This window comes from Buttiauxella noackiae, assembly GCF_000737905.1.
Taxonomy (GTDB): Bacteria; Pseudomonadota; Gammaproteobacteria; order Enterobacterales; family Enterobacteriaceae; genus Buttiauxella; species Buttiauxella noackiae.
In genome coordinates this window covers 1851648-1875868 of sequence record NZ_JPRU01000001.1, presented here as the reverse complement: position 1 = coordinate 1875868, position 24221 = coordinate 1851648, and the positions used below count along the sequence as shown (strand labels likewise).

The window sequence follows — 24221 nt, the reverse complement described above, 5'->3', positions numbered from 1 at the left end:
GTAGGCTGACAGGCTTGGGTAAACAGGTGGGAGTTAGAGTGAGCAATAAATTAGAAAAACTGCATCAGCAGTTGCAACAACGCATTTTGGTACTGGATGGTGGTATGGGAACCATGATCCAGAGCTACCGTCTTGATGAGAGTGATTTCCGTGGAGAGCGCTTTGCGGACTGGCCATGTGACCTGAAAGGGAACAATGACTTGCTGGTGCTGAGCAAGCCGGAAATCATTGCCGCTATTCACTACGCCTATTTTGAAGCTGGCGCTGACATCGTCGAAACCAACACCTTCAACTCAACGACCATCGCGATGGCGGATTACCAAATGGAATCCCTGTCGGCAGAAATCAACTTTGAGGCGGCTAAACTCGCCCGTGCTTGTGCTGATGAATGGACAGCACGCACACCAGAAAAACCACGTTACGTGGCAGGTGTGTTAGGCCCAACTAACCGTACTGCCTCTATTTCACCGGACGTGAACGACCCTGCATTCCGCAATGTGACCTTTGATCAACTGGTAGACGCTTATCGCGAATCTACACGCGCGCTGGTGGAAGGTGGCTCCGATCTGATTATGATTGAGACGGTGTTCGATACTCTGAACGCCAAAGCGGCTATTTTTGCCGTTAAAACTGAATTTGAAGCGCTGGGTGTTGATTTACCGATCATGATTTCCGGCACCATCACCGACGCTTCAGGCCGTACCCTTTCTGGCCAAACGACCGAAGCCTTCTATAACTCACTGCGTCACGCCGATGCGCTGACCTTCGGTCTGAACTGTGCATTGGGGCCAGATGAGTTGCGCCAGTATGTCGCTGAGCTTTCACGCATCGCTGACTGTTACGTTACCGCGCACCCGAATGCCGGCCTGCCAAATGCTTTCGGTGAATACGATCTCGATGCAACTGAGATGGCCAACCAGATTGGAGAATGGGCTCAGGCAGGTTTCCTGAACATTATCGGCGGTTGCTGCGGTACCACACCTGCACACATTGCGGCAATGAGCAAAGCCGTAGAAGGCGTTGCCCCACGTAAAATACCAGACCTGCCAGTGGCATGCCGCCTGGCGGGGCTTGAGCCGCTAAACATTGGCGCCGATAGTTTGTTTGTCAACGTGGGTGAACGTACCAACGTCACCGGTTCTGCCAAGTTTAAGCGCCTGATTAAAGAAGAAAAATATAATGAAGCGTTGGAAGTAGCACTTCAGCAGGTTGAAAGCGGCGCGCAGATCATCGACATCAACATGGATGAAGGGATGCTCGACGCCGAAGCGGCGATGGTGCGTTTCCTCAACCTGATTGCCGGTGAGCCAGATATTGCCCGTGTACCAATCATGATTGACTCCTCGAAATGGGACGTTATCGAAAAAGGGCTGAAATGCATTCAGGGCAAAGGCATTGTTAACTCCATCTCCATGAAAGAAGGCGTGGAGCCGTTTATCCGTCACGCAAAACTGGTGCGCCGTTACGGTGCCGCGATGGTGGTAATGGCGTTTGACGAAGTCGGCCAGGCTGATACCCGTGAGCGCAAAATTGAAATTTGCCGCCGCGCCTACAAAATTCTGACCGAAGAAGTGGGCTTCCCGCCGGAAGACATTATTTTTGACCCGAATATCTTTGCCGTTGCGACCGGGATTGAAGAACACAATAACTACGCACAGGACTTCATCGGTGCGTGTGCCGACATCAAGCGCGAACTGCCTCATGCGATGATTTCTGGCGGCGTATCGAACGTGTCGTTCTCCTTCCGGGGCAACGATCCGGTGCGTGAAGCGATCCACGCGGTCTTCCTCTACTACGCCATTCGCAACGGCATGGATATGGGGATTGTTAACGCCGGACAACTGGCGATATATGACGATCTTTCGCAGGAATTGCGCGATGCGGTTGAAGACGTCATTCTTAACCGCCGCGACGACAGCACCGAGCGTTTGCTCGATCTGGCTGAAAAATATCGCGGTACGAAAAGCGACGATGGCGCGACTGCTCAGCAAGCTGAGTGGCGTAGCTGGGATGTGAAAAAGCGTCTTGAATACTCGCTGGTTAAAGGCATCACCGAGTTTATTGAACTCGATACAGAAGAAGCCCGTCAGCAGTCTGAACGCCCGATTCAGGTCATTGAAGGCCCGCTGATGGACGGCATGAACGTGGTTGGCGACCTGTTTGGTGAAGGGAAAATGTTCCTGCCACAGGTGGTGAAATCTGCGCGCGTGATGAAACAAGCGGTGGCGTACCTCGAGCCGTACATTGAAGCCAGTAAAGAGAAAGGCTCCACCAACGGTAAAATCGTGCTTGCCACGGTAAAAGGCGACGTTCACGACATCGGCAAAAACATTGTGGGTGTGGTGCTGCAATGTAACAACTATGAAATCATTGATCTTGGCGTAATGGTGCCTGGCGAGAAGATTTTGAAAACTGCCCGTGAAGTGGGTGCCGATATTATCGGCCTGTCTGGCCTGATTACGCCGTCGCTGGATGAAATGGTGAACGTCGCGAAAGAGATGGAGCGCCAGGGCTTTACGCTACCGCTGCTGATTGGCGGGGCGACAACCTCGAAAGCGCACACGGCGGTGAAAATCGAGCAGAACTACAGCGGCCCGACAGTTTATGTGCAGAACGCCTCACGTACCGTAGGTGTCGTGGCGGCACTACTTTCTCCGACTCAGCATGACGAGTTTGTGGAACGCACGCGCAAAGAATATGTCACTGTTCGAACCCAGCACGGTCGCAAAAAGCCGCGTACTCCGCCGGTCACTCTTGCTGCTGCCCGTGAAAACGATTTTGCATTTGATTGGGCAAGCTATACACCGCCCGTCCCGCATCGCCCTGGTGTGCAGGAAGTGACGGCGAGTATCGAAACGCTGCGTAACTACATCGACTGGACGCCATTCTTTATGACCTGGTCGCTGGCCGGGAAATATCCGCGCATTCTCGAAGATGAAGTGGTCGGCGAAGAAGCGAAACGCCTGTTTAAAGACGCCAACGATATGCTCGACAGATTGCATGCGGAAAAATTGCTGACGCCGCGTGGTGTCGTCGGTTTGTTCCCGGCAAACCGTGTGGATGATGACATCGAAATCTATCGTGATGAATCGCGCACCCATGTGCAGACCGTTGCACACCATTTGCGCCAACAGACCGAGAAAACAGGTTTTGCCAACTACTGCCTGGCCGATTTTGTGGCACCGAAACTCAGTGGAAAAGCTGACTACATCGGCGCGTTTGCGGTCACCGGTGGCATGGAAGAAGACGCGTTAGCGGAAGGTTATGAAGCACAGCATGATGATTACAACAAAATCATGGTGAAAGCATTGTCTGACCGTCTGGCCGAAGCTTTTGCGGAATATTTGCATGAGCGTGTGCGTAAAGTTTACTGGGGCTACGCGCCAACAGAAAACCTCAGTAACGAAGAGCTTATCCGTGAAAACTATCAAGGGATTCGCCCGGCACCAGGTTATCCGGCCTGCCCAGAACACACTGAAAAAGCGACTATCTGGGAACTGCTGGACGTCGAAAATGTGGTGGGGATGAAGCTTACTGAATCCTACGCCATGTGGCCTGGCGCTTCGGTTTCCGGCTGGTACTTCAGCCATCCTGATAGCAAGTACTACGCCGTGGCGCAAATTCAGCGCGACCAGGTGGAAGACTATGCGCGCCGTAAAGGGATGTCTGTTACCGATGTGGAACGCTGGTTAGCACCGAATTTGGGGTATGACGCGGATTAGTTTTTACTTTGTAGGTCGGATAAGCGTTAGCGTCATCCGACAAAAAGGGTGGATGGCGTGCGCTTATCCACCCTAAATTCCTTCCTTTTCCCCTTCTTACATCCCGAAACGTTTAAATCTCACCAGGCGTTATATACTGGAAAGAGAAGGAATTTCTTCGCTCAAACTAACCAGGAGAAAGTGTGCTGACTTTACTGCATTTGCTTTCTGCGGTGGCGCTATTGGTATGGGGCACGCACATTGTGCGTACCGGCATCATGCGCGTTTACGGTGCAAATCTCCGTAGCGTACTTAGCCGCAGTGTTGAAAAAAAACCGTTCGCCTTTTGCGCAGGTATTGGCGTAACCGCACTGGTGCAAAGCAGCAACGCCACCACAATGTTGGTCACCTCTTTTGTGGCCCAGGATTTGGTGGCGCTTACCCCTGCGCTGGTGATTGTGCTGGGGGCAGATGTTGGTACCGCGTTAATGGCGCGAATCCTGACCTTTGATCTCTCGTGGCTCTCGCCGTTACTCATCTTCATTGGCGTTATTTTCTTCCTCAGCCGCAAACAAACGCGTGCCGGACAACTTGGCCGCGTGGGCATTGGCCTCGGGCTGATTTTGCTGGCACTGGAGTTGATTGTTGCTGCGGTGACGCCAATTACTCAGGCATCCGGCGTGCAGGTCATTTTCGCCTCGTTAACCGGCGATATCATGCTCGATGCGTTGATTGGTGCAATGTTTGCCATCATCAGTTATTCAAGTCTTGCTGCGGTTTTACTGACCGCCACGCTGACTTCTGCGGGAATTATTTCGTTTGATGTCGCGCTATGTCTGGTGATTGGTGCCAACCTTGGCTCTGGCCTATTGGCGATGATCAACAACAGCACCGCTAACGCTGCTGCCCGTCGCGTTGCCCTCGGCAGCTTGTTGTTCAAGCTGGTGGGCGGTGTGATTGTGCTGCCTTTCGTGCATATTCTGGCGGATGCGATGCAAAAACTCTCCCAACCGGAATCCGAACTGGTTATCTACTTCCATGTGTTCTACAACCTGATTCGCTGCCTGGCGATGGTGCCATTTGCCGGCGTAATGGCACGCTTTTGCCGTAAGGTGATTAGTGAAACGCCTGAAGTTGATGCCCGGATGAAGCCGAAACATCTTGATGTAACGGCTCTGGATACCCCAGCACTTGGCTTATCCAACGCAGCGCGTGAAACCTTGCGTATGGGTGATGTGCTGGAGCAAATGCTGGAAACCTGGAGCAAAGTGATGCACGGAGAGCCGCGCCAGGAGAAGGAACTGCGTAAGCTCGCCGATGATGTCGATGTGCTCTATACCGCAATCAAACTGTATATGGCGCAAATGCAGAAAGAGGAACTGGCAGAGGTTGAATCTCGTCGCTGGGCAGAGATTATTGAAATGTCGCTAAACCTGGAGCAGGCGGCAGATATCCTTGAGCGCATGGGGAGTGAAGTCGCGGATAAATCGCTGGCCACGCGTCGGGCATTCTCGCCAGATGGCCTGAAAGAGCTGGATATTCTGCTCCAACAATTAACCAGCAACCTGAAGCTCAGCCTGTCGGTATTTTTCTCCGCCGATGTGAACAGCGCGCGCCGTTTGCGGCGTAATAAACATCGCTTCCGTATTCTTAACCGCCGATTCTCACACGCCCACGTTGACCGCCTGCATCAGCAAAACGTGCAGAGCATTGAAACAAGCTCATTGCACCTTGGTTTGCTTGGCGATATGAAGCGCCTGAACTCACTGTTCTGCGCGGTCGCATACAGCGTACTTGAACAGCCTGATGATGACGAAAGGGACGAGTACTAATCGAAAGGGCACTTTCCGAAACGAAGGTGCCTTTTACTAAGTTGCCTGTTTTTTCTTCTGCTTGATATTTACACCGTTTATAATCCTGCCGCTTAAATTCATAAAACCAAAGGGATTCGACAGTGAAAATAAAAAAATTGATGATAGCGGCACTCTGTATATCGGCGTTGGCAGGGTGTAAGGCACTCGAAAGAACGGAACCCGTTCGGACACCACAGACCATCATCACTCAGCATGTGACAACTGAGCAGGTCAAAGACGCAATCATCAATGCAGGGCAGGGGCGTGACTGGATAATGTCGGTTGCAGGGCCTGGGGTGATTAATGCGACACAAAATATCCGTAAACACAGCGTGACTGTTCGCATTAACTACAGTGAAAGAAACTACTCGATTAACTATGTCAGCAGCGTGAATTTACTGGCATCCGGCGGCGAAATACATCGCTCGTACAATCATTGGGTGAATAATCTGGATAAAGATATTCAGAAAAAATTAGCCGTAATTGCGGCGACACCTGCTAAATAATCCCCTTTGCGGGCAATGAACTTCGCGTTTGTTGCCCGAGTCTGTTCGCATCGCCCTTTATGTAAGGTATATTCCGGGTTTTACGGAGGAACCATGCTGACCAACTCATCTATACGTCTGAACAAATACATTAGCGAGAGCGGTATCTGCTCCCGCCGCGACGCCGATCGTTACATCGAACAGGGAAATGTTTTTATTAACGGCAAACGCGCCGCGATTGGCGATCAGGTATTTGCCGGAGATGTGGTGAAGGTCAACGGTCAGTTAATCGAACCCCGTGACGAAGACGATCTGGTACTTATCGCACTGAACAAGCCGGTGGGCATTGTGAGTACCACCGAAGATGGTGAGAAAGACAACATTGTCGATTTCGTTAACCACAGCAAACGCGTTTTCCCGATTGGACGCTTAGATAAAGATTCTCAGGGTCTGATTTTCCTCACCAATCATGGCGATCTCGTGAATAAAATTCTGCGTGCCGGGAATGACCACGAAAAAGAATATGTCGTTACGGTAAATAAACCAGTAACCGATGAGTTCATTCGCGGTATGGGGGCGGGCGTTCCGATGCTGGGAACCGTAACCAAGAAATGCAAAGTGAAGAAAGAAGCTCCCTTTGTGTTTCGTATCACGTTGGTGCAAGGACTCAACCGCCAGATTCGCCGTATGTGCGAACATTTTGGTTATGAAGTGACGAAGCTTGAGCGTACCCGCATCATGAATGTCAGCATGAAAGGGCTGCCATTGGGTGAGTGGCGTGACTTGACCGACGATGAGTTAGTTGAATTGTTTAAGCTGATTGAGAACTCTTCTTCTGAAGCAAAACCGGCAAAAACTGCAAAGCCAAAGGCTAAACCAGCCGCGGTGAAAAAACCGGTTGTCAGCGGACCGAAAAGTACCGCTAAAACCCCGGCAGAGCTAGCTTCACGTAAACGCTTTGCCCAGCCAGGGCGTAAGAAGAAAGGGCGCTAAGTTAGCGCTTTCCACGAGAGTGGTTGTTTGCAGACCAGGAGTAGGTTGCAGACGTATCCTGTTTTGCTGTTTTTTGTTTTTTAACCTGGCGGGCTTTTTTAGCTGCCAGTTCGCGTTCCGCAATCAATTGGTCAATATAGGTTTTTTTAACGTGGTTAATTTCTGAGTTTGTCAGGGGGCGACCATGGGCGATGCGTGCGCGGTCTAGCCGCGTTTTCAATTCGCGCTGCTCGGCTTCGGTCATGTCTTGCTGTGTAAGTTTGGATGTGGACATCGTTGCGGCCTCTTAAGAAGTGGCCTCCAGTGTAAAGCAAACCGCCCTCAAGCTCAGTAAAAATCAGCTTCTGGTATCAACGTTACCCCTAAAGTGTAGATAATTTTGTTCAACTACACCGACTTGCCCGCCAGCGTTTCGGTTTGATAAAAGCAAAATGCCCGGTTTCCCGGGCATTTTTTGAGATGAGAAATCACTCATGCACGATGCTTTTTCAAACGCTTTTCCTTTTCTTCATCAATAGGTTTACCGGACCAGTATCCCGCAAGAAGAGAGCCAGAAAGGTTATGCCACACCGAGAACAGCGCGCCAGGAAGTGCCGCCAGTGGTGAGAAGTATATTTTACCCAGTGTCGCAGCAAGACCTGAGTTCTGCATCCCTACTTCAATTGCCAGCGTACGGCAGGTGGATTCATCGAAACCGAATAGACGTCCACCCCAATAGCCGCTTAGTAAGCCAATTCCGTTATGCAGAATGACTGCAACAATGACCATCAAACCTACAGAGGCGATGTGAGAGGCTGAGCCTGCTACCACAGCGCTGATAATTGCCAGAATACAGACCATCGAAAATGCAGGTAGATAGGGCTCAACGCGCTTCACAAGGCGTGGGAATAGATGATGCACAATCAAGCCAAGACCAATCGGGATAACCACAATTTGCAGGATGCTTAATAACATGCCCATCACGTCTACTTTGATATCTGCATCAACATACAGACGTGTAAGGAGCGGTGTCGCAAAAACACCGACCAGAGTGGAAACGGAAGATATAGTCACCGAGAGCGCCACATCCCCTTTTGCCAGATAAATCATTACGTTTGATGCAGTCCCGCTAGCCACGCTTCCAACCAAAACCATACCCGCGGAGAGGTCAGGTGGCATATGAAACAACTTCGCCAAAACCCAGGCCGCCAGCGGCATAACCAGGTAATGCAGGAAGGTTCCAGCCGCTACGGGCGCGGGTCGCGACAGCACGCGTTTAAAATCATCAATGCGCAGATGTACGCCCATCCCGAACATGATCAGCATCAAAAGTGTGCTGACCCACGGGCCAATGGGGGTAAAGGTATTGGGAGTAAAATAGGCGAGTACAGACAGCAGCACCGCCCACAGCGGAAACAGTCGGGTTAATGAAGCGAGCATAGTGAGATCCTTGCAAGTGTTGTGTTGTTTTATGGTTATAAAAATGCCGGGATCGAGCCCGGCATTTGGTATTAATTACTTTAAGTGGAAATTTTATTCAAACAGATTGTGGTGAAGTTTTTGCACCACTTTTTCAGCGTCGTCGCCAGGCACCAGGAAGCACAGGTTGTAGCTGGATGCGCCATAGCAAATCATGCGGATGTTAAACGGGTCGAGCACGCCAAACACCTCTTTGCCTACACCACAGGCTTTAGAAAGCTTATTACCGATGATGGCGATCAGGGCGAGGTTTTCTTCCACTTCGACACGACACAGTGAGGAGAGCTCAGTCAGGAGCGATGTGGTCAGCGGGCTATCACTATTGGAAGTTGAACCCGTAGTATCGAGCGTCAGCGCAATGCTAACTTCTGAAGTGGTAATCAAATCAACAGAAACATTATGTTGCGCCAGAATATTGAACACTTCCGCCAGGAAACCATGGGAGTGCAGCATGCTCAGGCTATTGAGCGTCACCAGGGTTTGTTTACGACGTAGTGCCAGAGCACGGAACAGCGGTGGATTTTCTGTTTTGTTACAGACCAGTGTACCGCCCGCTTTGGGATCTTTGCTGGAGCCGACAAACACTGGGATATCGCTACGCACTGCAGGCATTAATGTTGCCGGATGCAGTACTTTTGCGCCGAATGTTGCCATTTCAGCTGCTTCTTCAAAGGCAATTTTGTCGATGCGTTTTGCCGCTGGCACGACACGTGGGTCGGTAGTGTAAATCCCTGGCACGTCAGTCCAGATATCAACTCGGCTGGCATGCAGTGCTTCACCCAACAGTGCCGCTGTATAGTCGCTGCCGCCACGTCCAAGCGTGGTAGTGCGGCCTTTCGCTTCACTACCAATAAAACCTTGAGTGATGACCAGAGATTGAGCCAGGCGAGGTTGAAGCTGTTGGCTTGCAAGTTCTGCTAATGTGGCGACATCTGGTTCAGCACGGCCAAAGCGGTCATTGGTGCGCATGATTTTGCGGATATCGAACCATTGGGCATCGACTTTGCGCTCACGCATAATCTCGACAAACAGCAGCGTAGACATCAATTCACCATGGCTAACCAACTCATCGGTTAACGCTGAGGAAGTAGCAAGGGATGCCGCTTCAGCTAAAGTGGTGATGTTTTCAAGCAGACGTTCAACTTCTTCGCGGATGATTTGCGGATTTGCCAGACGCTCAACAATGTCATATTGGATTTTGCGAATCGCATCGAGCTTAACAAAACGCTCTGTTGCTTCAAGGCCGCTTGCCAACGCAACCAGCAAATTGGTGATACCCGCTGATGCGGAAAGGACAACAACGCGAACGTTTTCGTCAGCCAGCACCACGTCGGCGCTGCGGTTCATCGCGTCGTAATCAGCAACGCTGGTGCCGCCAAATTTGGCAATAACGGTTTGTGGGTAGGACATTACAGCCTCGTGTCAGGGAGCCATTATCATGGCAAAAAAATAAATAAGCCTTGGCACAAGGGAAGAGCGGGATACGGGGCAGACGTAGAATAGAAGTTCTGAACTACGATACACCCAGAAGCGCCCCACCTTGTTTCCCCGATTTCTTGACGCTACAGCGGCGTTGTCTGCGCTAACTCACCTGAATCACTTACTTAAGTAAGTTCATCGGGATTCGTCAGCTTGTCGCCTTGCTGTAATGCCAATATATTCGGGGAATAAATTGGAGCATTCGGTTGTGGAATGCTCCTGGTGACAGCCCAAGGGATTCAGCCCCCGTGGCCGATAATGCACGCTGCCATACGCACATTACCTCGGCGCCGCTCCCCCTCCTGTGTCGTCTTCGGATTGGCTCCTCAAACACGATACCTGGGCGGCGCGCCTCTTCTGGCTTACTCACAAGTGAGCAAGTAGCCGTATACAAATAAAATGTTACGTGCCAGATGTCAACGTCTGAGTGCTATGAACCATACTGTTTTTCTCAGTGTAGACGGGGTCATCGAGTGCTCAGTCCACCCTGGTAACTTCTTCGCTGGCACATAATCTGAAACGGTATTCCCGGTGCAATGGTAGAAAAATCATCACAAATCCTGTTTTGTGGATATACAATTGACCGCAGTCACAGTTCTCAAATCAAAAGGGTAACGCTATGAAAAATATCAACCCAACGCAGACCGCTGCATGGCAGGCTTTACAGGCGCATTTTGACGAAATGAAAGACGTCACTATCGCTGAGCTGTTCGCTCAGGATGCCGACCGTTTTGGTAAGTTCTCTGCCACTTTCGACGATTTAATGCTGGTGGATTACTCCAAAAACCGCATCACCGAAGAAACCCTGGCCAAGCTGCAGGCGTTGGCAAAAGAGACGGATTTGCAGGGCGCAATCAAATCCATGTTCTCTGGCGAGAAGATTAACCGCACTGAAGACCGTGCCGTGCTGCACGTTGCACTGCGTAACCGCAGCAACACGCCAATCATCGTTGATGGCAAAGATGTGATGCCAGAAGTGAACGCGGTGCTTGAGAAGATGAAAACCTTCTCTGAGAGCATCATTAGCGGTAACTGGAAAGGCTACACCGGCAAAGCGATTACTGACATTGTGAACATCGGTATCGGCGGTTCAGACCTCGGCCCATTCATGGTGACCGAAGCGCTGCGTCCTTATAAAAACCACCTCAACATGCACTTTGTGTCTAACGTTGATGGGACTCACATTGCCGAAGTGCTGAAGAACGTTGACCCGGAGACCACGCTGTTCCTGGTTGCCTCTAAAACCTTCACCACACAAGAAACCATGACCAACGCCCACAGCGCGCGCGACTGGTTCCTGGCAACGGCAGGCGACAACAAACATGTCGCGAAACACTTCGCCGCGCTGTCTACCAATGCTAAAGCGGTGGGCGAGTTTGGTATTGATACCGCGAATATGTTTGAGTTCTGGGATTGGGTTGGCGGCCGTTATTCCCTGTGGTCTGCAATTGGCCTGTCCATCATCCTGTCTGTGGGTTACGAAAACTTCGTAGAACTGCTGTCTGGCGCACACGCCATGGATCAGCATTTTGCTAACACTCCGGCAGAACAGAACCTGCCAGTATTGTTGGCGCTGATCGGTATCTGGTATAACAATTTCTTCGGCGCTGAAACCGAAGCCATTCTGCCATACGACCAGTACATGCACCGTTTTGCTGCTTACTTCCAGCAGGGCAATATGGAATCCAACGGTAAGTATGTTGACCGTAACGGCAATGCTGTGGATTACCAGACTGGCCCAATCATCTGGGGCGAGCCTGGCACTAACGGCCAGCACGCGTTCTACCAGTTGATTCACCAGGGTACCAAAATGGTTCCTTGCGACTTCATCGCACCTGCGACCAGCCACAACCCGCTTTCTGACCATCATCCAAAACTGCTGTCTAACTTCTTTGCTCAGACAGAAGCACTGGCATTTGGTAAAGCTCGCGAAGTGGTTGAACAGGAATATGCAGCTCAGGGTCTGGATCCTAAAACGCTGGATCACGTTGTGCCGTTCAAAGTATTCGAAGGCAACCGCCCAACCAACTCCATCCTGCTGCGTGAAATCACCCCGTTCAGCCTGGGTGCACTGATTGCGCTGTATGAGCACAAGATTTTCACTCAGGGTGCAATTCTGAACATCTTCACCTTCGATCAGTGGGGCGTGGAATTAGGTAAGCAACTGGCTAACCGTATTCTGCCTGAGCTGGGTGATGCGGCAGAAATCAACAGCCATGACAGCTCTACCAATGGTCTGATTAACCGCTATAAATCCTGGCGCGCTTAATACCCGTCATACTTCGAGTTATGGCGGTTTGGGCCACAACTCGAATTATTTAGGATATGGGCAATAGACATGAAATATAAGCCGACGTTATGTCGGCTTCTTTATTTTAATAACTATAAGACAAATCTCCTTGTCGCATAATATCTCCGTAGCATTCCTCTGAGGTTAATCCTAAAAGTATCTATATCCTGATAATTTAGCTGGGTAACTTTCAGATTAATTAGATTTAACTTCTTGTGGTAAATATTTCAACCTGTTGTTTTTAATGTAATTAAATAAATATCATTTCTAATCATATTATTATTTTCCATTTATCTTAAAGCGCCATTCCTATTTCTCGTTTCGGTCTGATTTTATTTCTTGTTGTGTATACTCGAAAACGCCTGAAATTCTTTTGGGCAAATCTCCATTCATTCAATGAAGGGAAATTGTTATGAAGAAAGCTCTTTATGGCGCTTTAGCCATATTCTCGCTGGCAGCCGCTGGTGCGGCGAGTGCTGACCCGGTTGCTGTAGGTGAAGCCGCTGGTGCACAAGCTACTTATGAGTCCGCAGGGAGTTCGACTGCGGCCAGTGCCAGCACTGTCGGGTCAGCAGTGGGTGTAGCGCTTGCTGCAACCGGTGGCGGTGATGGTTCCAATACCGGGACCACAACAACCACAACGACCAGCACCCGATAAATCCCGGGTGATTTAATCCTAACCACACTTCGGTGTGGTTATTTTGAACCTGCTTGTTAGCCATTTTTCGACTCCGGGGAAACCTCGTGCAGCGACTCGTAATTCTTCTTGTTTGCCTGTTACTTCAGGCTTGCTCTGCCACCACTAAAGGTCTTGGCTCATCGCTCTGGCACAGTATTGTGGGCAGTGACGGTGTGCAGCTTACCCATGACGATATTCAGAATATGCGCTACGCCAGCCAGTACATGAGCATTAATAACGGCCCGCAAATATTTGTGGTTCTGGCATATGACGAAAACGGCCAGCAAAAATGGGTAACACAAGACCGGGCGATGATCGTCACCGAACAGGGCCGCATCGTAAAAACTACCGGCCTTGGGGATAACCTCCAGCAAGTGACCAATACGGATAATGACCCGTTGGTACACGCAAATCAGATAACAGATGGCGCGAGTTGGACACGGCAAATGGCCTGGACTGAGCATCAGCAGGTGCGAATGGCGACAGCGCATTCCCTCTTTACCTGGGATGGTTCAGACACACTGAAAGTCGCCCAAAGCAGTACGCCCGTTCGTGTTCTGGATGAAGAAGTTACCGCTGCCGGTAAAACCTGGCATAACCGCTTCTGGATAGACAGCGAAGGTCATATACGTCAGTCAAAACAATATATTGGCCCGGATTATTGGCCTGTCACCACGATTCTGTTGAAGGCGGCGAAAGAATGAAAATAAACGCCAGATTGTTAAGAACGACGAATGAACGATTTTGTTGGTCGGATAAGCGCAGCGTCATCCGAAGGGTTTCTGCGAAATGGTGGATGGCGCTTTGCTTATCCACCCTGCATTTCAGTGCTTACGCTGCCGGAAATGTAACTATTTATCCACAAAATCAAACGATTAAAAACATAGATCGGCTGGCCGACTTAGTGACTCAACCTTCACTGGCTAACGCCTGGTGGCCGGGCACCGTCATCAGCGAGCGCAAGGCAACTGCTACTGAAGAACAACAGCATCAGAAGCTACTGGCGAATTTAGCTGGATTCGCCGCCGAAGAGGACGGTGACGATGCGGCGGCCATTAACGGTGTGCGCCAACAGATGCAGGCTATTCACGTGACAGGACGGCAGTTTGTCGATCTTGATCCCGACTGGGTGCGTGTACATCCTCGCGCCAATGTTCCGTTGCAGGGCGATTACAGTCTGTGGGCTGGCCCGCAGCCAACCACTATCACGCTGGTGGGGCTGGTGAGTTCACCGGGCACGAAACCTTTTGTTGCCGGGCGCAGCGCTGATGAATATCTCGATGGTATCGACAAACTCAGCGGAGCCGACCGCAGTTTCGCATGGGTGATTTACCCGGATGGCAAAACTCAAAAAGTGCCAGTCGCTTACTGGAATAACCGCCATGTCGAACTCACACCGGGCAGCATCCTGTTTGTCGGCTTTAAAGAGCGACTATTTAATTCTGATTTCAACGACCTGAATCAGCAAATCCTTAACTCTCTGACTCATCGGAGACCGGATTGATGAAGAATAAATATCTCTACAGTCTGCTCGCGCTGGCGGTAACTTCTGCCTGTCATGCCGAAACTTTCCCCGACCCCATTGGCCCGTCTCAGTCGGATTTCGGTGGTGTCGGCTTGCTGCAAACTCCGACCGCACGCATGGCACGTGAAGGCGAATTTAGTCTCAACTATCGCGATAACGATCAGTACCGCTTTTACTCGGCGTCGGTGCAGCTTTTCCCGTGGCTGGAAACGACTCTGCGCTATACCGATGTGCGCACTCGGCAATACAGCAGCGTCGAAGCTTTTTCGGGCGATCAGACTTACAAAGATAAAGCTTTCGACATGAAAGTGCGGCTTTGGGAAGAAGGGTATTACTTGCCGCAGGTGTCGGTGGGCGTGCGCGACTTAGGCGGTACCGGCCTGTTCGACAGCGAATATGTGGTGGCGAGCAAAGCCTGGGGGCCGTTCGATTTCTCGCTCGGGATGGGTTGGGGCTATATGGGCACTAGCGGCAATGTGAAGAACCCGTTTTGCGAAGCCAGCGATGGATTCTGTTATCGCAATAACAGCTACAACCAGGCGGGATCGTTCAACTTTAGCGGCATGTTCCACGGCCCGGCATCGCTATTTGGCGGCATCGAGTATCAAACGCCATGGCAGCCGCTGCGCCTGAAAGCGGAATACGAAGGCAATAACTACACCCAGGATTTTGCCGGAAAAATCGACCAGCGCAGCAGCTTTAACGTCGGCGCTATCTATCGCGTCACCGACTGGGCCGACGTTAACGTCAGCTATGAGCGCGGCAACACCTTCATGTTTGGCGTGACGCTGAGGACTAACTTCAACGACTTGCGCCCTGGCTATAACGATAATCGCCGCCCGCAATACCAGCCGCAGCCGCAAGATGAAATTTTGCAGCCGACGGTGGTGGCAAATCAGTTAACGTCGCTCAAATACAATGCCGGGCTGGCAAACCCGAATATCCAGGTGAAGGGCGATACCCTATATGTAACGGGTGAGCAGGTGAAATACCGCGACTCCCGTGAAGGCATTGAGCGCGCAAACCGCATCATCATGAATGACCTGCCGGAGAATATTCGCACCATCCGCGTGACGGAAATCCGCCTGAATATGCCACAGGTGACAACGGAAACGGATGTTTCCAGCCTGCGCCATCACTTGGAAGGTGAGCCACTTGGGCACGAAACACAATTGGTGCAAAAACGTGTTGAACCGGTTATTCCGGAGAAAACCGAGCAGGGCTATTACATCGATAAATCGAAGGTGAATTTCTCGATTAACCCGGTACTGAACCAGTCGGTTGGCGGGCCAGAAAGCTTCTACATGTATCAGGTTGGGGTGATGGGAACAGCCGACTGGTGGGTGACGGATCACCTGCTGACGACCGGTAGCCTCTTTGCCAACATCGCCAATAACTACGACAAATTTAACTATACCAATCCACCGAACGACTCGACGCTGCCGCGCGTACGAACCCACGTCCGTGACTACGTTGAGAACGACATTTACGTCAACAACCTGCAAGCTAACTACTTCCAGTATCTGGGGAACAGCTGGTACGGGCAGGTGTACGGCGGCTATCTCGAAACCATGTACGGCGGCGTGGGCGCGGAGGTGTTGTATCGCCCGGTCGACAGCAATTGGGCGATTGGTGCCAACGCCAACTACGTAAAACAGCGTGACTGGCGCAGTGCGCAGGACATGATGAAGTTCACCGATTACAGTGCGCCAACCGGCCATATCACCGGCTACTGGACGCCGCCGTTTGCTGATGACGTGTTGGTTAAACTGAGCATCGGCCAGTATCTGGCGAAAGATAAAGGCGGCACGCTGGAGATCTCCAAACGCTTTGACAGCGGCGTGGTGGTCGGGACTTATGCGACGATTACCAACGTTTCGAAAGAAGAGTATGGGGAAGGGGATTTCACCAAAGGTTTCTACGTCAATGTACCACTCGATATATTCTCTTCATCACCGACCCGCAGCCGCGCGCAAGTGAGCTGGACGCCGCTGACGCGTGACGGCGGGCAGATGGTTGGGCGTAAGTTTGAGTTGTATGGGATGACGAGCGATCGGGATATTAATTTCCGCTAATGAGGGTTTATTGGAACCTGATGGGGTTCCAATAATTACGAGTATGGGCGATCGGAGGTTTTCCGTTCACCCATAAATCCTGTGTTCCCGGAGACACTTGCTAACGGTGAACGTGTCAGGGGGATTACGGTGCACGGTAGCCCCCTTGATACGTTCACCGGTTCGGTAATTTCATGTATCACTGAAGGCTCGGTGAACGGAACCTTCACTGGCCTGCCATAGGACCGTCCTCCGGCAGTGAACGGTTATATAAGTAAAATATTGAGATCTGCATCACATTTTTAACGTATAACAATACCTCGATACCCGAACACGAGGCGTTCCTATGACAACCACTCCCGGCGTTGAGCTAATCGCTAAAGTTATGCAAATGGTCCTCAATCTGGCGTTGCTTGCGCTTGGCCTAATCCTCATCATCTTCCTGGGTAAAGAAACGCTGCATTTAGCCACATCGTTGTTTGCACCTACCGATCAAGCCAGCAAGTACCAGCTTATTGAAGGGCTGGTGGTTTACTTCCTCTACTTCGAATTTATCGCTTTGATCGTTAAGTATTTTCAATCGGGCTATCACTTCCCGCTGCGCTATTTTATATATATCGGCATCACCGCCATTGTGCGTCTTATCATCATCGACCATAAAGATCCGGGTGACGTGCTGATTTACTCCGGTGCTATTTTGTTGCTGGTGATAACGCTGTGGTTGTGTAACAGCACCCGCCTGAAGCGCGAATAAAAAAAATGGCGGCCCAGGGGCCGCCGGAAATGATACTAAGGTCAAATGAGGGTTTGCAGTGGCTTACCCTTTATCTCTCGGGCTAGCGCTGCGTTGGCTGCCTTTCTTCGCCCAAGTCTCTTACTTTAGTAAGCTCCTGGGGACTCTTGCAGTTGCCGCCTTGCTCTAACCCAATATCTATCGGGTAAAATTACATAATGTGAAGCAATAACTTACAGGAAATCTTAACCTTTCACACCGCCAGCCGTCAGGCCACTCACCAGCCAGCGCTGCGCCAGTAAGAACACCACGGTAATCGGGATAGCTGAAAGCACAGCGGCTGCGGCAAAGTCGCCCCACAGGTAGTTTTGTGGGTTGAGATACTGCTGCATGCCCACAGCCAGGGTGTAGCTGTTAACGTCGCGCAGCAACAACGACGCTACCGGCACTTCAGTAATCGCGGCGATAAACGACAGAATAAACACCACCGCCAGAATCGGTACGGAAAGTGGCAGTAACACCAGGCGGAAGGCTTGCCATGGGGTTGCGCCATCCAGTGCCGCTGCTTCTTCCAGCGAGTTATCAATCGTTTCGAAATAGCCTTTAATTGTCCAGACATGCAGCGCAATACCGCCAAGATAGGCGAAGATCACCCCACCATGCGTATTCAAACCAATAAACGGAATGTACTGGCCGAGGCGGTCAAACAAGGCATACAGCGCCACCAGGGAGAGCACTGCCGGGAACATCTGGAAAATCAGCATCCCTTTTAGCAGCGTCGCTTTGCCAGGGAAGCGCATACGGGCAAAAGCGTAAGCACAGGTCGTTGAGAGCGTTACGATCCCCAGCGCAGTAATTGCCGCAATCTTAATCGAGTTCCACAACCATAACAGCACCGGGAACGGCGGTGGCGTTACGCTGCCATCGGCATGTTGCACGCTGAAACCAAGCGCTAATTTCCAGTGCTCCCAGGAGATTTGGTCCGGGATAAGGCTGCCCGTCGCGAAGTTACCCGGACGCAGTGAAATCGCAATAACCATCAGCAGCGGGAACATAATCGCCGCGATAAAAATCAGCAGCAGTAAGTGCGTGGTTAATAAACGCAGTTTCTGAGATTTGGGTTGAACCATAGCCATGAGTGTCGCTCCTTAATCAAACTTCATGCGGGTGGCTTTCAGGTTAACAATCGCTAATGCGCCAACCAGAATGAAGATAAGCGTTGCGATAGCCGCAGCTAAACCAAAGTCCTGACCACCGCCGCCTTCAAAGGCGATGCGGTAGGTGTAGCTCACCAGCAAGTCCGTGTATCCGGCAGGCGTTGTGGTGCCGAGCCTGTCTGGCCCACCGTTGGTTAACAGTTGAATCAGCACGAAGTTGTTAAAGTTAAAGGCAAAACTTGCGATCATCAGCGGCGTCAGCGGTTTAATCAGCAGCGGCAGCGTGATTTTAAAGAAGTTCTGGAACGGGCCTGCGCCATCCATTGCCGAGGCTTCGTACAGGTCGTCTGGAATCGCTTTCAGCAAGCCCATGCACAGGATCATCATGTACGGATAACCCAGCCAGGTATTCACGATAATAATCATTGATCGCGCGGTGGTCGGGTCGCTGAACCAGGCCGGTTTGATACCAAACAGTGAGCTCAACATCATGTTGATTTCACCAAAGCTTTGGTTGAACAAGCCTTTGAAAATCAGGATGGAAATAAACGATGGCACCGCGTAGGGCAGAATCAACATCACGCGATAAATTGCTTTGCCTTTCAGCGATTCCCACTGCACGACACACGCCAGAACCATGCCTACGGCAACGGTCAGAATCACGGTAAGGATTGAGAAAATTACGGTCCAGACGAAAATTGCCATGAAAGGCTTTTGAATGCCTTCGTCGTGGAATACGCGCAGGAAGTTTTTCCAGCCGATAGTCACGGTGTAGCCTGGGCTTAACTGTTCGTTGCCCCAGTTGCCATCAGCATTGACTGACTGATAAAAACCAACTTCGTTGTTCGGACGGTATTTAACGCCGCTTTGATTGTTGGTCAATTCACCCTTTTCACCCTCGGTATACAGCGGGCGAGTGCCGGAGAACTGGCGCAGGGAACTCATGGTCAGCGTGCTTTCGTCAGGCATTTCAGCGGTAATTTGCGTCAGTGCCGCACGGTTTTGCGTAATCACGCGCAGATTGGCTTTTTCACCACCTGGCAGCGCATCCGCTTCTTTCAATTTCAGGTGTTGAGCACCACCGAACTTAAAGGTATCGGAGATAAAATTCTTGCCCGACTCGCCGTCAGTCAGCGCGAGTTGCCACTCGTCACCCGCCGGATAAAGACCGAAGTTAAAGGTTTTTCCCGCCTGATACTGGCGGTCCATCAATACCTGCTGGGCACGTTCTTGCGTCAGCTGATTGGTGCTGCTGTAGTTGGTGAAAGCGATGGCAATGGTGCAAACCAGTGGGAACAGAACGAACAGCCCCATGCCAGCAAGGCCTGGATAGACATAACGCCAGGCGTAAGCCTTACGATTTGCATAAATGTATAAGCCAAGTGAGCTTAAAATCAGCGTCATAATGGCGAACAGATATTCCCCCTGGGCGTACATCAAGATAATCAGATATCCAACCAGCAGTCCCAACAGGCCGATGACTGACCATTTCAGTGCATCGCTTTGCCACCAGTGGCTCTTTTTAACTACATCCATGGGGTCTTCCTCTACCTCTACAACGTCTTAAAGCGGTGGATGGCACTGCGTTTATCCACCCTACAATCACGGGATATGTAGGGCGGGTAAGCTTGCGCCACCCGCCATTTTTTTTACTTAGTAATACGTCCCTGAGCGTCTTTCAGCGCTTCATCAACAGTCTGACGACCGCTAACTGCGTTGATGACTGCGGTACGAACTGCATACCAGAACGCAGACATTTGCGGCACGTTCGGCATGATTTCGCCTTTCTGGGCGTTATCCATGGTTGCAGCGATACGTGGGTCTTTCGCCAGTTGATCCTGGTAAGATTTCAGAGCAACCGCGCCCAATGGCTTGTCTTTGTTCACTTCAGCCAGGCCCTGGTCAGTCAGCAGGTAGTTTTCCAGGAACTCTTTCGCCAGTTCTTTGTTAGGGCTGGCGGCGTTGATACCGGCACTGAGCACACCAACGAACGGTTTAGACGCTTTACCTTTAAAGGTTGGCAGCAGCGTTACGCCATAATTGATTTTGCTCTTATCAATGTTGGACCATGCCCACGGGCCGTTGATTGTCATCGCAGTTTCGCCTTTGTTGAAGGCTGCTTCAGCGATGGAGTAATCGGTGTCCGCATTCATGTTTTTGTTTTTAATCATGTCAACCAGGAAGCTAAGGCCTTCTTTCGCCCCTTTGCTGTCCACGCCAACATCTTTCACATCATATTTGCCGTTTTCGAGTTTGAACGCATAACCACCGTCAGCAGCGATAAGCGGCCAGGTGAAGTACGGTTCTTGCAGGTTGAACATCAAAGCACTCTTGCCTTTCGCTTTCAGCTGCTTATCGAGAGCAGGGATCTCTTCCCAGGTTTTTGGTGCATTTGGCACGAGGTCTTTGTTGTAAATCAGAGAGAGCGCTTCAACCGCTACTGGATAAGCGATGATTTTGCCGTTGTAACGAACCGCGTCCCAGGTAAACGGATAGAGTTTGTCCTGGAAAGCTTTGTCTGGAGTGATTTCGGCCAACAGGCCAGATTGTGCGTAACCACCGAAACGGTCGTGTGCCCAGAAGATGATGTCCGGGCCATCGCCAGTCGCCGCAACTTGTGGGAATTTTTCTTCCAGTTTGTCCGGGTGTTCGATGGTGACTTTAATACCGGTGTCTTTTTCAAACTTCTTACCAACTTCAGCAAGGCCGTTATAGCCTTTGTCACCGTTAATCCAGATGACCAGTTTGCCTTCTTCTATTTTAGCCAGTGCAGAGGCGGAAAACATCATCGTTGTCAGGGCAGACAGAGCGAGAATGCGGGCGCCAGTTTTAATTTTCATATTGTTCCCATCCTTTGAATGGTGATTTGCTATGCGCGTGGATACATCAAGGTCAAGGTAGTGGCGTTACGGATGTCAGTTTGCGCAGATGGCAAGTGCTTCTCATCCTCCTTAGTCCTACGCCCCCACCCTGGTATCTGTGATCTGCATTCCATAACTGACAGTTATGTGTACCAGAGCACACAAAACTACCCAGAAATTTGAAACCACGATCACGAAAAACTGTCGCGCCCGCTGCAACCGGTTGCAGAATCCAGCTCCTCATCCTCCCGCCTCCTCCCCCATTAAAAACAGCAGGGTGGAGGATTCACGAAATGTATCGATCCGTCATAGTCCGACACATCTTGAATCACCTGCCGTTTAGCAGCGTGACGGAATGAAGGGAGAAGTACATGGCAAGCGTACAGCTACGGAACGTAACGAAAGCCTGGGGTGATGTGGTGGTATCGAAAGATATTAACCTCAACATTCAAGAAGGTGAGTTCGTGGTTTTTGTTGGACCGTCAGGCTGCGGTAAATCCACACTGTTACGCATGATTGCGGGTCTGGAAACGATCACCAGCGGTGATTTATTCATTGGTGATACTCGCATGAACGACATTCCACCTGCTGAGCGTGGCGTCGGCATGGTATTCCAGTCTTATGCTCTTTATCCCCATCTTTCCGTTGCTGAAAACATGTCCTTCGGGCTGAAGCTTGCAGGAGCCAAGAAAAGCGATATCAATCAGCGTGTCACCCAGGTTTCAGAAACATTGCAACTGGGCCATTTATTAGAACGTCGCCCGAAAGCACTTTCTGGTGGGCAGCGTCAGCGCGTGGCTATTGGTCGTACGCTGGTGGCTGAACCGCGAGTATTCCTGCTTGATGAACCTCTTTCAAACCTTGATGCGGCACTGCGTGTGCAGATGCGCATTGAGATTTCACGACTGCATAAGCGCCTTGGTCGCACCATGATTTACGTCACCCACGACCAGGTCGAAGCGATGACGCTTGCCGATAAAATTGTGGTGCTGGACGCAGGTCGTGTGGCGCAGGTGGGTAAACCGCTCGAGCTGTATCACTACCCGGCGGATCGTTTTGTTGCGGGCTTTATTGGCTCGCCAAAAATGAACTTCCTGCCAGTAAAAGTCACCGCTACAGCCATTGATCAGGTGCAGGTTGAATTACCGAACCGCCAACAAGTCTGGCTGCCTGTGGAAAGCAAAGAAGTCCAGGTTGGCGCCAATATGTCACTGGGTATTCGCCCGGAACATCTACTGCCAAGCGACATCGCTGACGTCACTCTTGAAGGCGAAGTACAGGTTGTCGAACAACTTGGTCATGAAACTCAGATTCACATCCAAATCCCCGCCATCCGTCAGAACCTGGTGTACCGCCAGAATGACGTGGTGTTGGTAAAAGAGGGTGCCACATTCGCTATTGGCTTGCCGCCAGAGCGTTGCCATCTGTTCCGAGAAGATGGCACCGCATGTCGTCGGCTGCATCAAGAGCCAGGTGTTTAAGCATTCCCATAAAAAAGAAAAGCAATGATCTCAGGAGATAGAACGATGATTACTCTGCGCAAACTCCCACTGGCAGTTGCCGTAGCAGCAGGCGTTATGTCTGTTCAGGCTCTGGCTGTGGATTTCCACGGTTATGCCCGTTCTGGTATCGGCTGGACCGGTAGCGGCGGTACACAAGAATGTTTCCAGGCAACGGGTGCACAGTCTAAATACCGTCTTGGTAACGAATGTGAAACCTATGCGGAATTAAAACTAGGCCAGGAAGTATGGAAAGAAGGCGATAAGAGCTTCTATTTCGATACTAACGTGGCTTACTCCGTAGCACAGGACAACGACTGGGAAGCAACCAGCCCGGCATTCCGTGAAGCTAACGTACAGGGTAAAAACCTGATTGATGCGCTGCCAGGTGCCAATATGTGGGCCGGTAAACGTTTCTATCAACGTCATGACGTTCACATGATCGACTTCTACTACTGGGATATTTCTGGTCCTGGTGCAGGTCTGGAAAACATTGATGTTGGCGTAGGTAAACTCTCGTTTGCTGCAACTCGTTCTTCTGAATCAGGCGGTTCTTCTACCTTCGCAGATGGCTTCGATCCATCTACCGGTTTGTCCTATAACAATAAAGTTCCAAACGACGTCTTCGACGTGCGTTGGGCTGGTATTGAAACCAACCCAGGCGGTACCCTGGAGCTGGGTGTCGATTACGGTCACACCAATATTCCTGACGACTATTATCTGCAACCAGGCGCTTCTAAAGATGGCTGGATGGGTACTCTTGAACATACCCAGAGCATGATGAAAGGCTACAACAAGTTTGTTCTGCAGTACGCAACAGACTCAATGACTTCGCAAGGTAAAGGCCAGGCGCAGGGCGGTAGTCTCAATAACGACGGTTATCTGTTCCGTGTTATCGACCATGGTGCAATTACCCTGGCAGACCAATGGGACCTGATGTACGTCGGTATGTACCAGAACCTGAACCTGGATGATAACCAGGGGACTGAGTGGTACACCATCGGTGTGCGTCCAATGTTCAAATGGACGCCAATCATGAGTACCTTGCTGGAAGTTGGCTACGACAACGTCAAATCCCAGGAAACGGGCGATCGTAACGGACAATACAAAATTACCCTGGCACAACAATGGCAGGCAGGCGACAGCATCTGGTCCCGTCCGGCACTGCGTGTCTTCGCAACCTACGCTAAGTGGGATGAGAAATGGGGCTACGCTAAAGACGGCAACGGTGATACTACTCGCTTCCAGATCAGCGACTCGTCCGGCAATAGCAACTTCTCTACCAGCCGTGGTGACAACGACGAGTGGACCTTCGGTGCTCAGATGGAAATCTGGTGGTAATACAGCATTAATCTGAAGTGAAGAAATGATGAGGAGTTTGCCACTGAACTCCTCATCATGATTACCCTCTATGCCAATGCCTGCTTCGATGGAAAGCGCTATTGCCTGGCTAA

Annotated in this window: 18 protein-coding genes and 1 riboswitch; of the genes, 12 read left to right on the top strand and 6 right to left on the bottom strand. The window is 50.9% G+C overall.

What is annotated here, in order from left to right; all coding sequences use genetic code 11:
* Window positions 1-38 precede the first annotated feature (38 nt).
* The 4 genes from metH to rluF all read left to right on the top strand — a co-directional run bounded on the left by metH (window position 39) and on the right by rluF (window position 7032).
* Window positions 39-3722, top strand: coding sequence for a methionine synthase (metH, locus tag IX31_RS08450; RefSeq protein ID WP_034457003.1), 3684 nt, complete (start codon window positions 39-41; stop codon window positions 3720-3722).
* A gap of 182 nt (window positions 3723-3904) precedes the next feature.
* Complete coding sequence (locus IX31_RS08445; RefSeq protein ID WP_034457002.1) at window positions 3905-5533, top strand: Na/Pi cotransporter family protein; 1629 nt, start codon at window positions 3905-3907, stop codon at window positions 5531-5533.
* Between the two features lie 140 nt (window positions 5534-5673).
* The gene (locus IX31_RS08440; RefSeq protein ID WP_034457269.1) at window positions 5674-6060 is read left to right on the top strand and encodes a hypothetical protein; all 387 of its coding nucleotides are present in this window, start codon (window positions 5674-5676) and stop codon (window positions 6058-6060) included.
* Window positions 6061-6153: 93 nt separating this feature from the next.
* Window positions 6154-7032, top strand: a complete 879-nt coding sequence (gene rluF / locus IX31_RS08435) for a 23S rRNA pseudouridine(2604) synthase RluF (protein WP_034457001.1) — start codon at window positions 6154-6156, stop codon at window positions 7030-7032.
* A 1-nt stretch (window position 7033) separates the two neighbouring features.
* On the opposite strand, the gene IX31_RS08430 is transcribed toward rluF, so the two are convergent.
* From IX31_RS08430 to lysC, 3 genes are all read right to left on the bottom strand, one after another.
* Window positions 7034-7306 carry a YjbD family protein gene (locus IX31_RS08430; protein ID WP_034457000.1) on the bottom strand — a complete coding sequence of 91 codons (273 nt, stop codon included), beginning with the start codon at window positions 7304-7306 and terminating at the stop codon, window positions 7034-7036.
* 197 nt (window positions 7307-7503) lie between these two features.
* Window positions 7504-8451: a ketopantoate/pantoate/pantothenate transporter PanS gene (gene panS / locus IX31_RS08425; RefSeq protein ID WP_034456999.1), complete on the bottom strand. Its 948-nt coding sequence runs from the start codon at window positions 8449-8451 to the stop codon at window positions 7504-7506.
* Window positions 8452-8544: 93 nt separating this feature from the next.
* Window positions 8545-9900, bottom strand: a complete 1356-nt coding sequence (gene lysC, locus IX31_RS08420; protein WP_034456998.1) for a lysine-sensitive aspartokinase 3 — start codon at window positions 9898-9900, stop codon at window positions 8545-8547.
* Window positions 9901-10157: 257 nt separating this feature from the next.
* Window positions 10158-10334: riboswitch (Lysine riboswitch) on the bottom strand.
* A gap of 254 nt (window positions 10335-10588) precedes the next feature.
* On the opposite strand from lysC, the gene pgi reads away from it, so the two are divergent.
* From pgi to psiE, 6 genes are all read left to right on the top strand, one after another.
* Window positions 10589-12238: a glucose-6-phosphate isomerase gene (gene pgi, locus IX31_RS08415; protein WP_034456997.1), complete on the top strand. Its 1650-nt coding sequence runs from the start codon at window positions 10589-10591 to the stop codon at window positions 12236-12238.
* 433 nt (window positions 12239-12671) lie between these two features.
* A complete protein-coding gene (gene yjbE, locus IX31_RS08410; RefSeq protein WP_034456996.1) occupies window positions 12672-12917 on the top strand; it encodes an exopolysaccharide production protein YjbE in 246 nt (81 codons plus the stop codon).
* Window positions 12918-13003: 86 nt separating this feature from the next.
* Window positions 13004-13642: a YjbF family lipoprotein gene (locus IX31_RS08405; protein WP_034456995.1), complete on the top strand. Its 639-nt coding sequence runs from the start codon at window positions 13004-13006 to the stop codon at window positions 13640-13642.
* Between the two features lie 92 nt (window positions 13643-13734).
* On the top strand, window positions 13735-14442 hold the full coding sequence (locus IX31_RS08400) for a capsule biosynthesis GfcC D2 domain-containing protein (RefSeq protein WP_034456994.1): 708 nt from the start codon (window positions 13735-13737) through the stop codon (window positions 14440-14442).
* Window positions 14442-16538, top strand: a complete 2097-nt coding sequence (locus IX31_RS08395) for a YjbH domain-containing protein (RefSeq protein ID WP_034456993.1) — start codon at window positions 14442-14444, stop codon at window positions 16536-16538. Before IX31_RS08400 ends, IX31_RS08395 begins: the two co-directional genes overlap by 1 nt.
* Window positions 16539-16863: 325 nt before the next feature.
* The gene (psiE, locus tag IX31_RS08390; protein ID WP_034456992.1) at window positions 16864-17271 is read left to right on the top strand and encodes a phosphate-starvation-inducible protein PsiE; all 408 of its coding nucleotides are present in this window, start codon (window positions 16864-16866) and stop codon (window positions 17269-17271) included.
* A 224-nt stretch (window positions 17272-17495) separates the two neighbouring features.
* On the opposite strand, the gene malG is transcribed toward psiE, so the two are convergent.
* The 3 genes from malG to malE all read right to left on the bottom strand — a co-directional run bounded on the left by malG (window position 17496) and on the right by malE (window position 21247).
* On the bottom strand, window positions 17496-18386 hold the full coding sequence (malG, locus tag IX31_RS08385) for a maltose ABC transporter permease MalG (RefSeq protein ID WP_034456991.1): 891 nt from the start codon (window positions 18384-18386) through the stop codon (window positions 17496-17498).
* 12 nt (window positions 18387-18398) lie between these two features.
* On the bottom strand, window positions 18399-19943 hold the full coding sequence (gene malF, locus IX31_RS08380; protein ID WP_034456990.1) for a maltose ABC transporter permease MalF: 1545 nt from the start codon (window positions 19941-19943) through the stop codon (window positions 18399-18401).
* Window positions 19944-20056: 113 nt separating this feature from the next.
* The gene (gene malE / locus IX31_RS08375; protein ID WP_034456989.1) at window positions 20057-21247 is read right to left on the bottom strand and encodes a maltose/maltodextrin ABC transporter substrate-binding protein MalE; all 1191 of its coding nucleotides are present in this window, start codon (window positions 21245-21247) and stop codon (window positions 20057-20059) included.
* Window positions 21248-21639: 392 nt separating this feature from the next.
* On the opposite strand from malE, the gene malK reads away from it, so the two are divergent.
* Window positions 21640-22749 carry a maltose/maltodextrin ABC transporter ATP-binding protein MalK gene (malK, locus tag IX31_RS08370; RefSeq protein ID WP_034456987.1) on the top strand — a complete coding sequence of 370 codons (1110 nt, stop codon included), beginning with the start codon at window positions 21640-21642 and terminating at the stop codon, window positions 22747-22749.
* Between the two features lie 45 nt (window positions 22750-22794).
* Complete coding sequence (locus IX31_RS08365; RefSeq protein WP_479682196.1) at window positions 22795-24108, top strand: maltoporin; 1314 nt, start codon at window positions 22795-22797, stop codon at window positions 24106-24108.
* The last annotated feature ends 113 nt before the right edge of the window (window positions 24109-24221 follow it).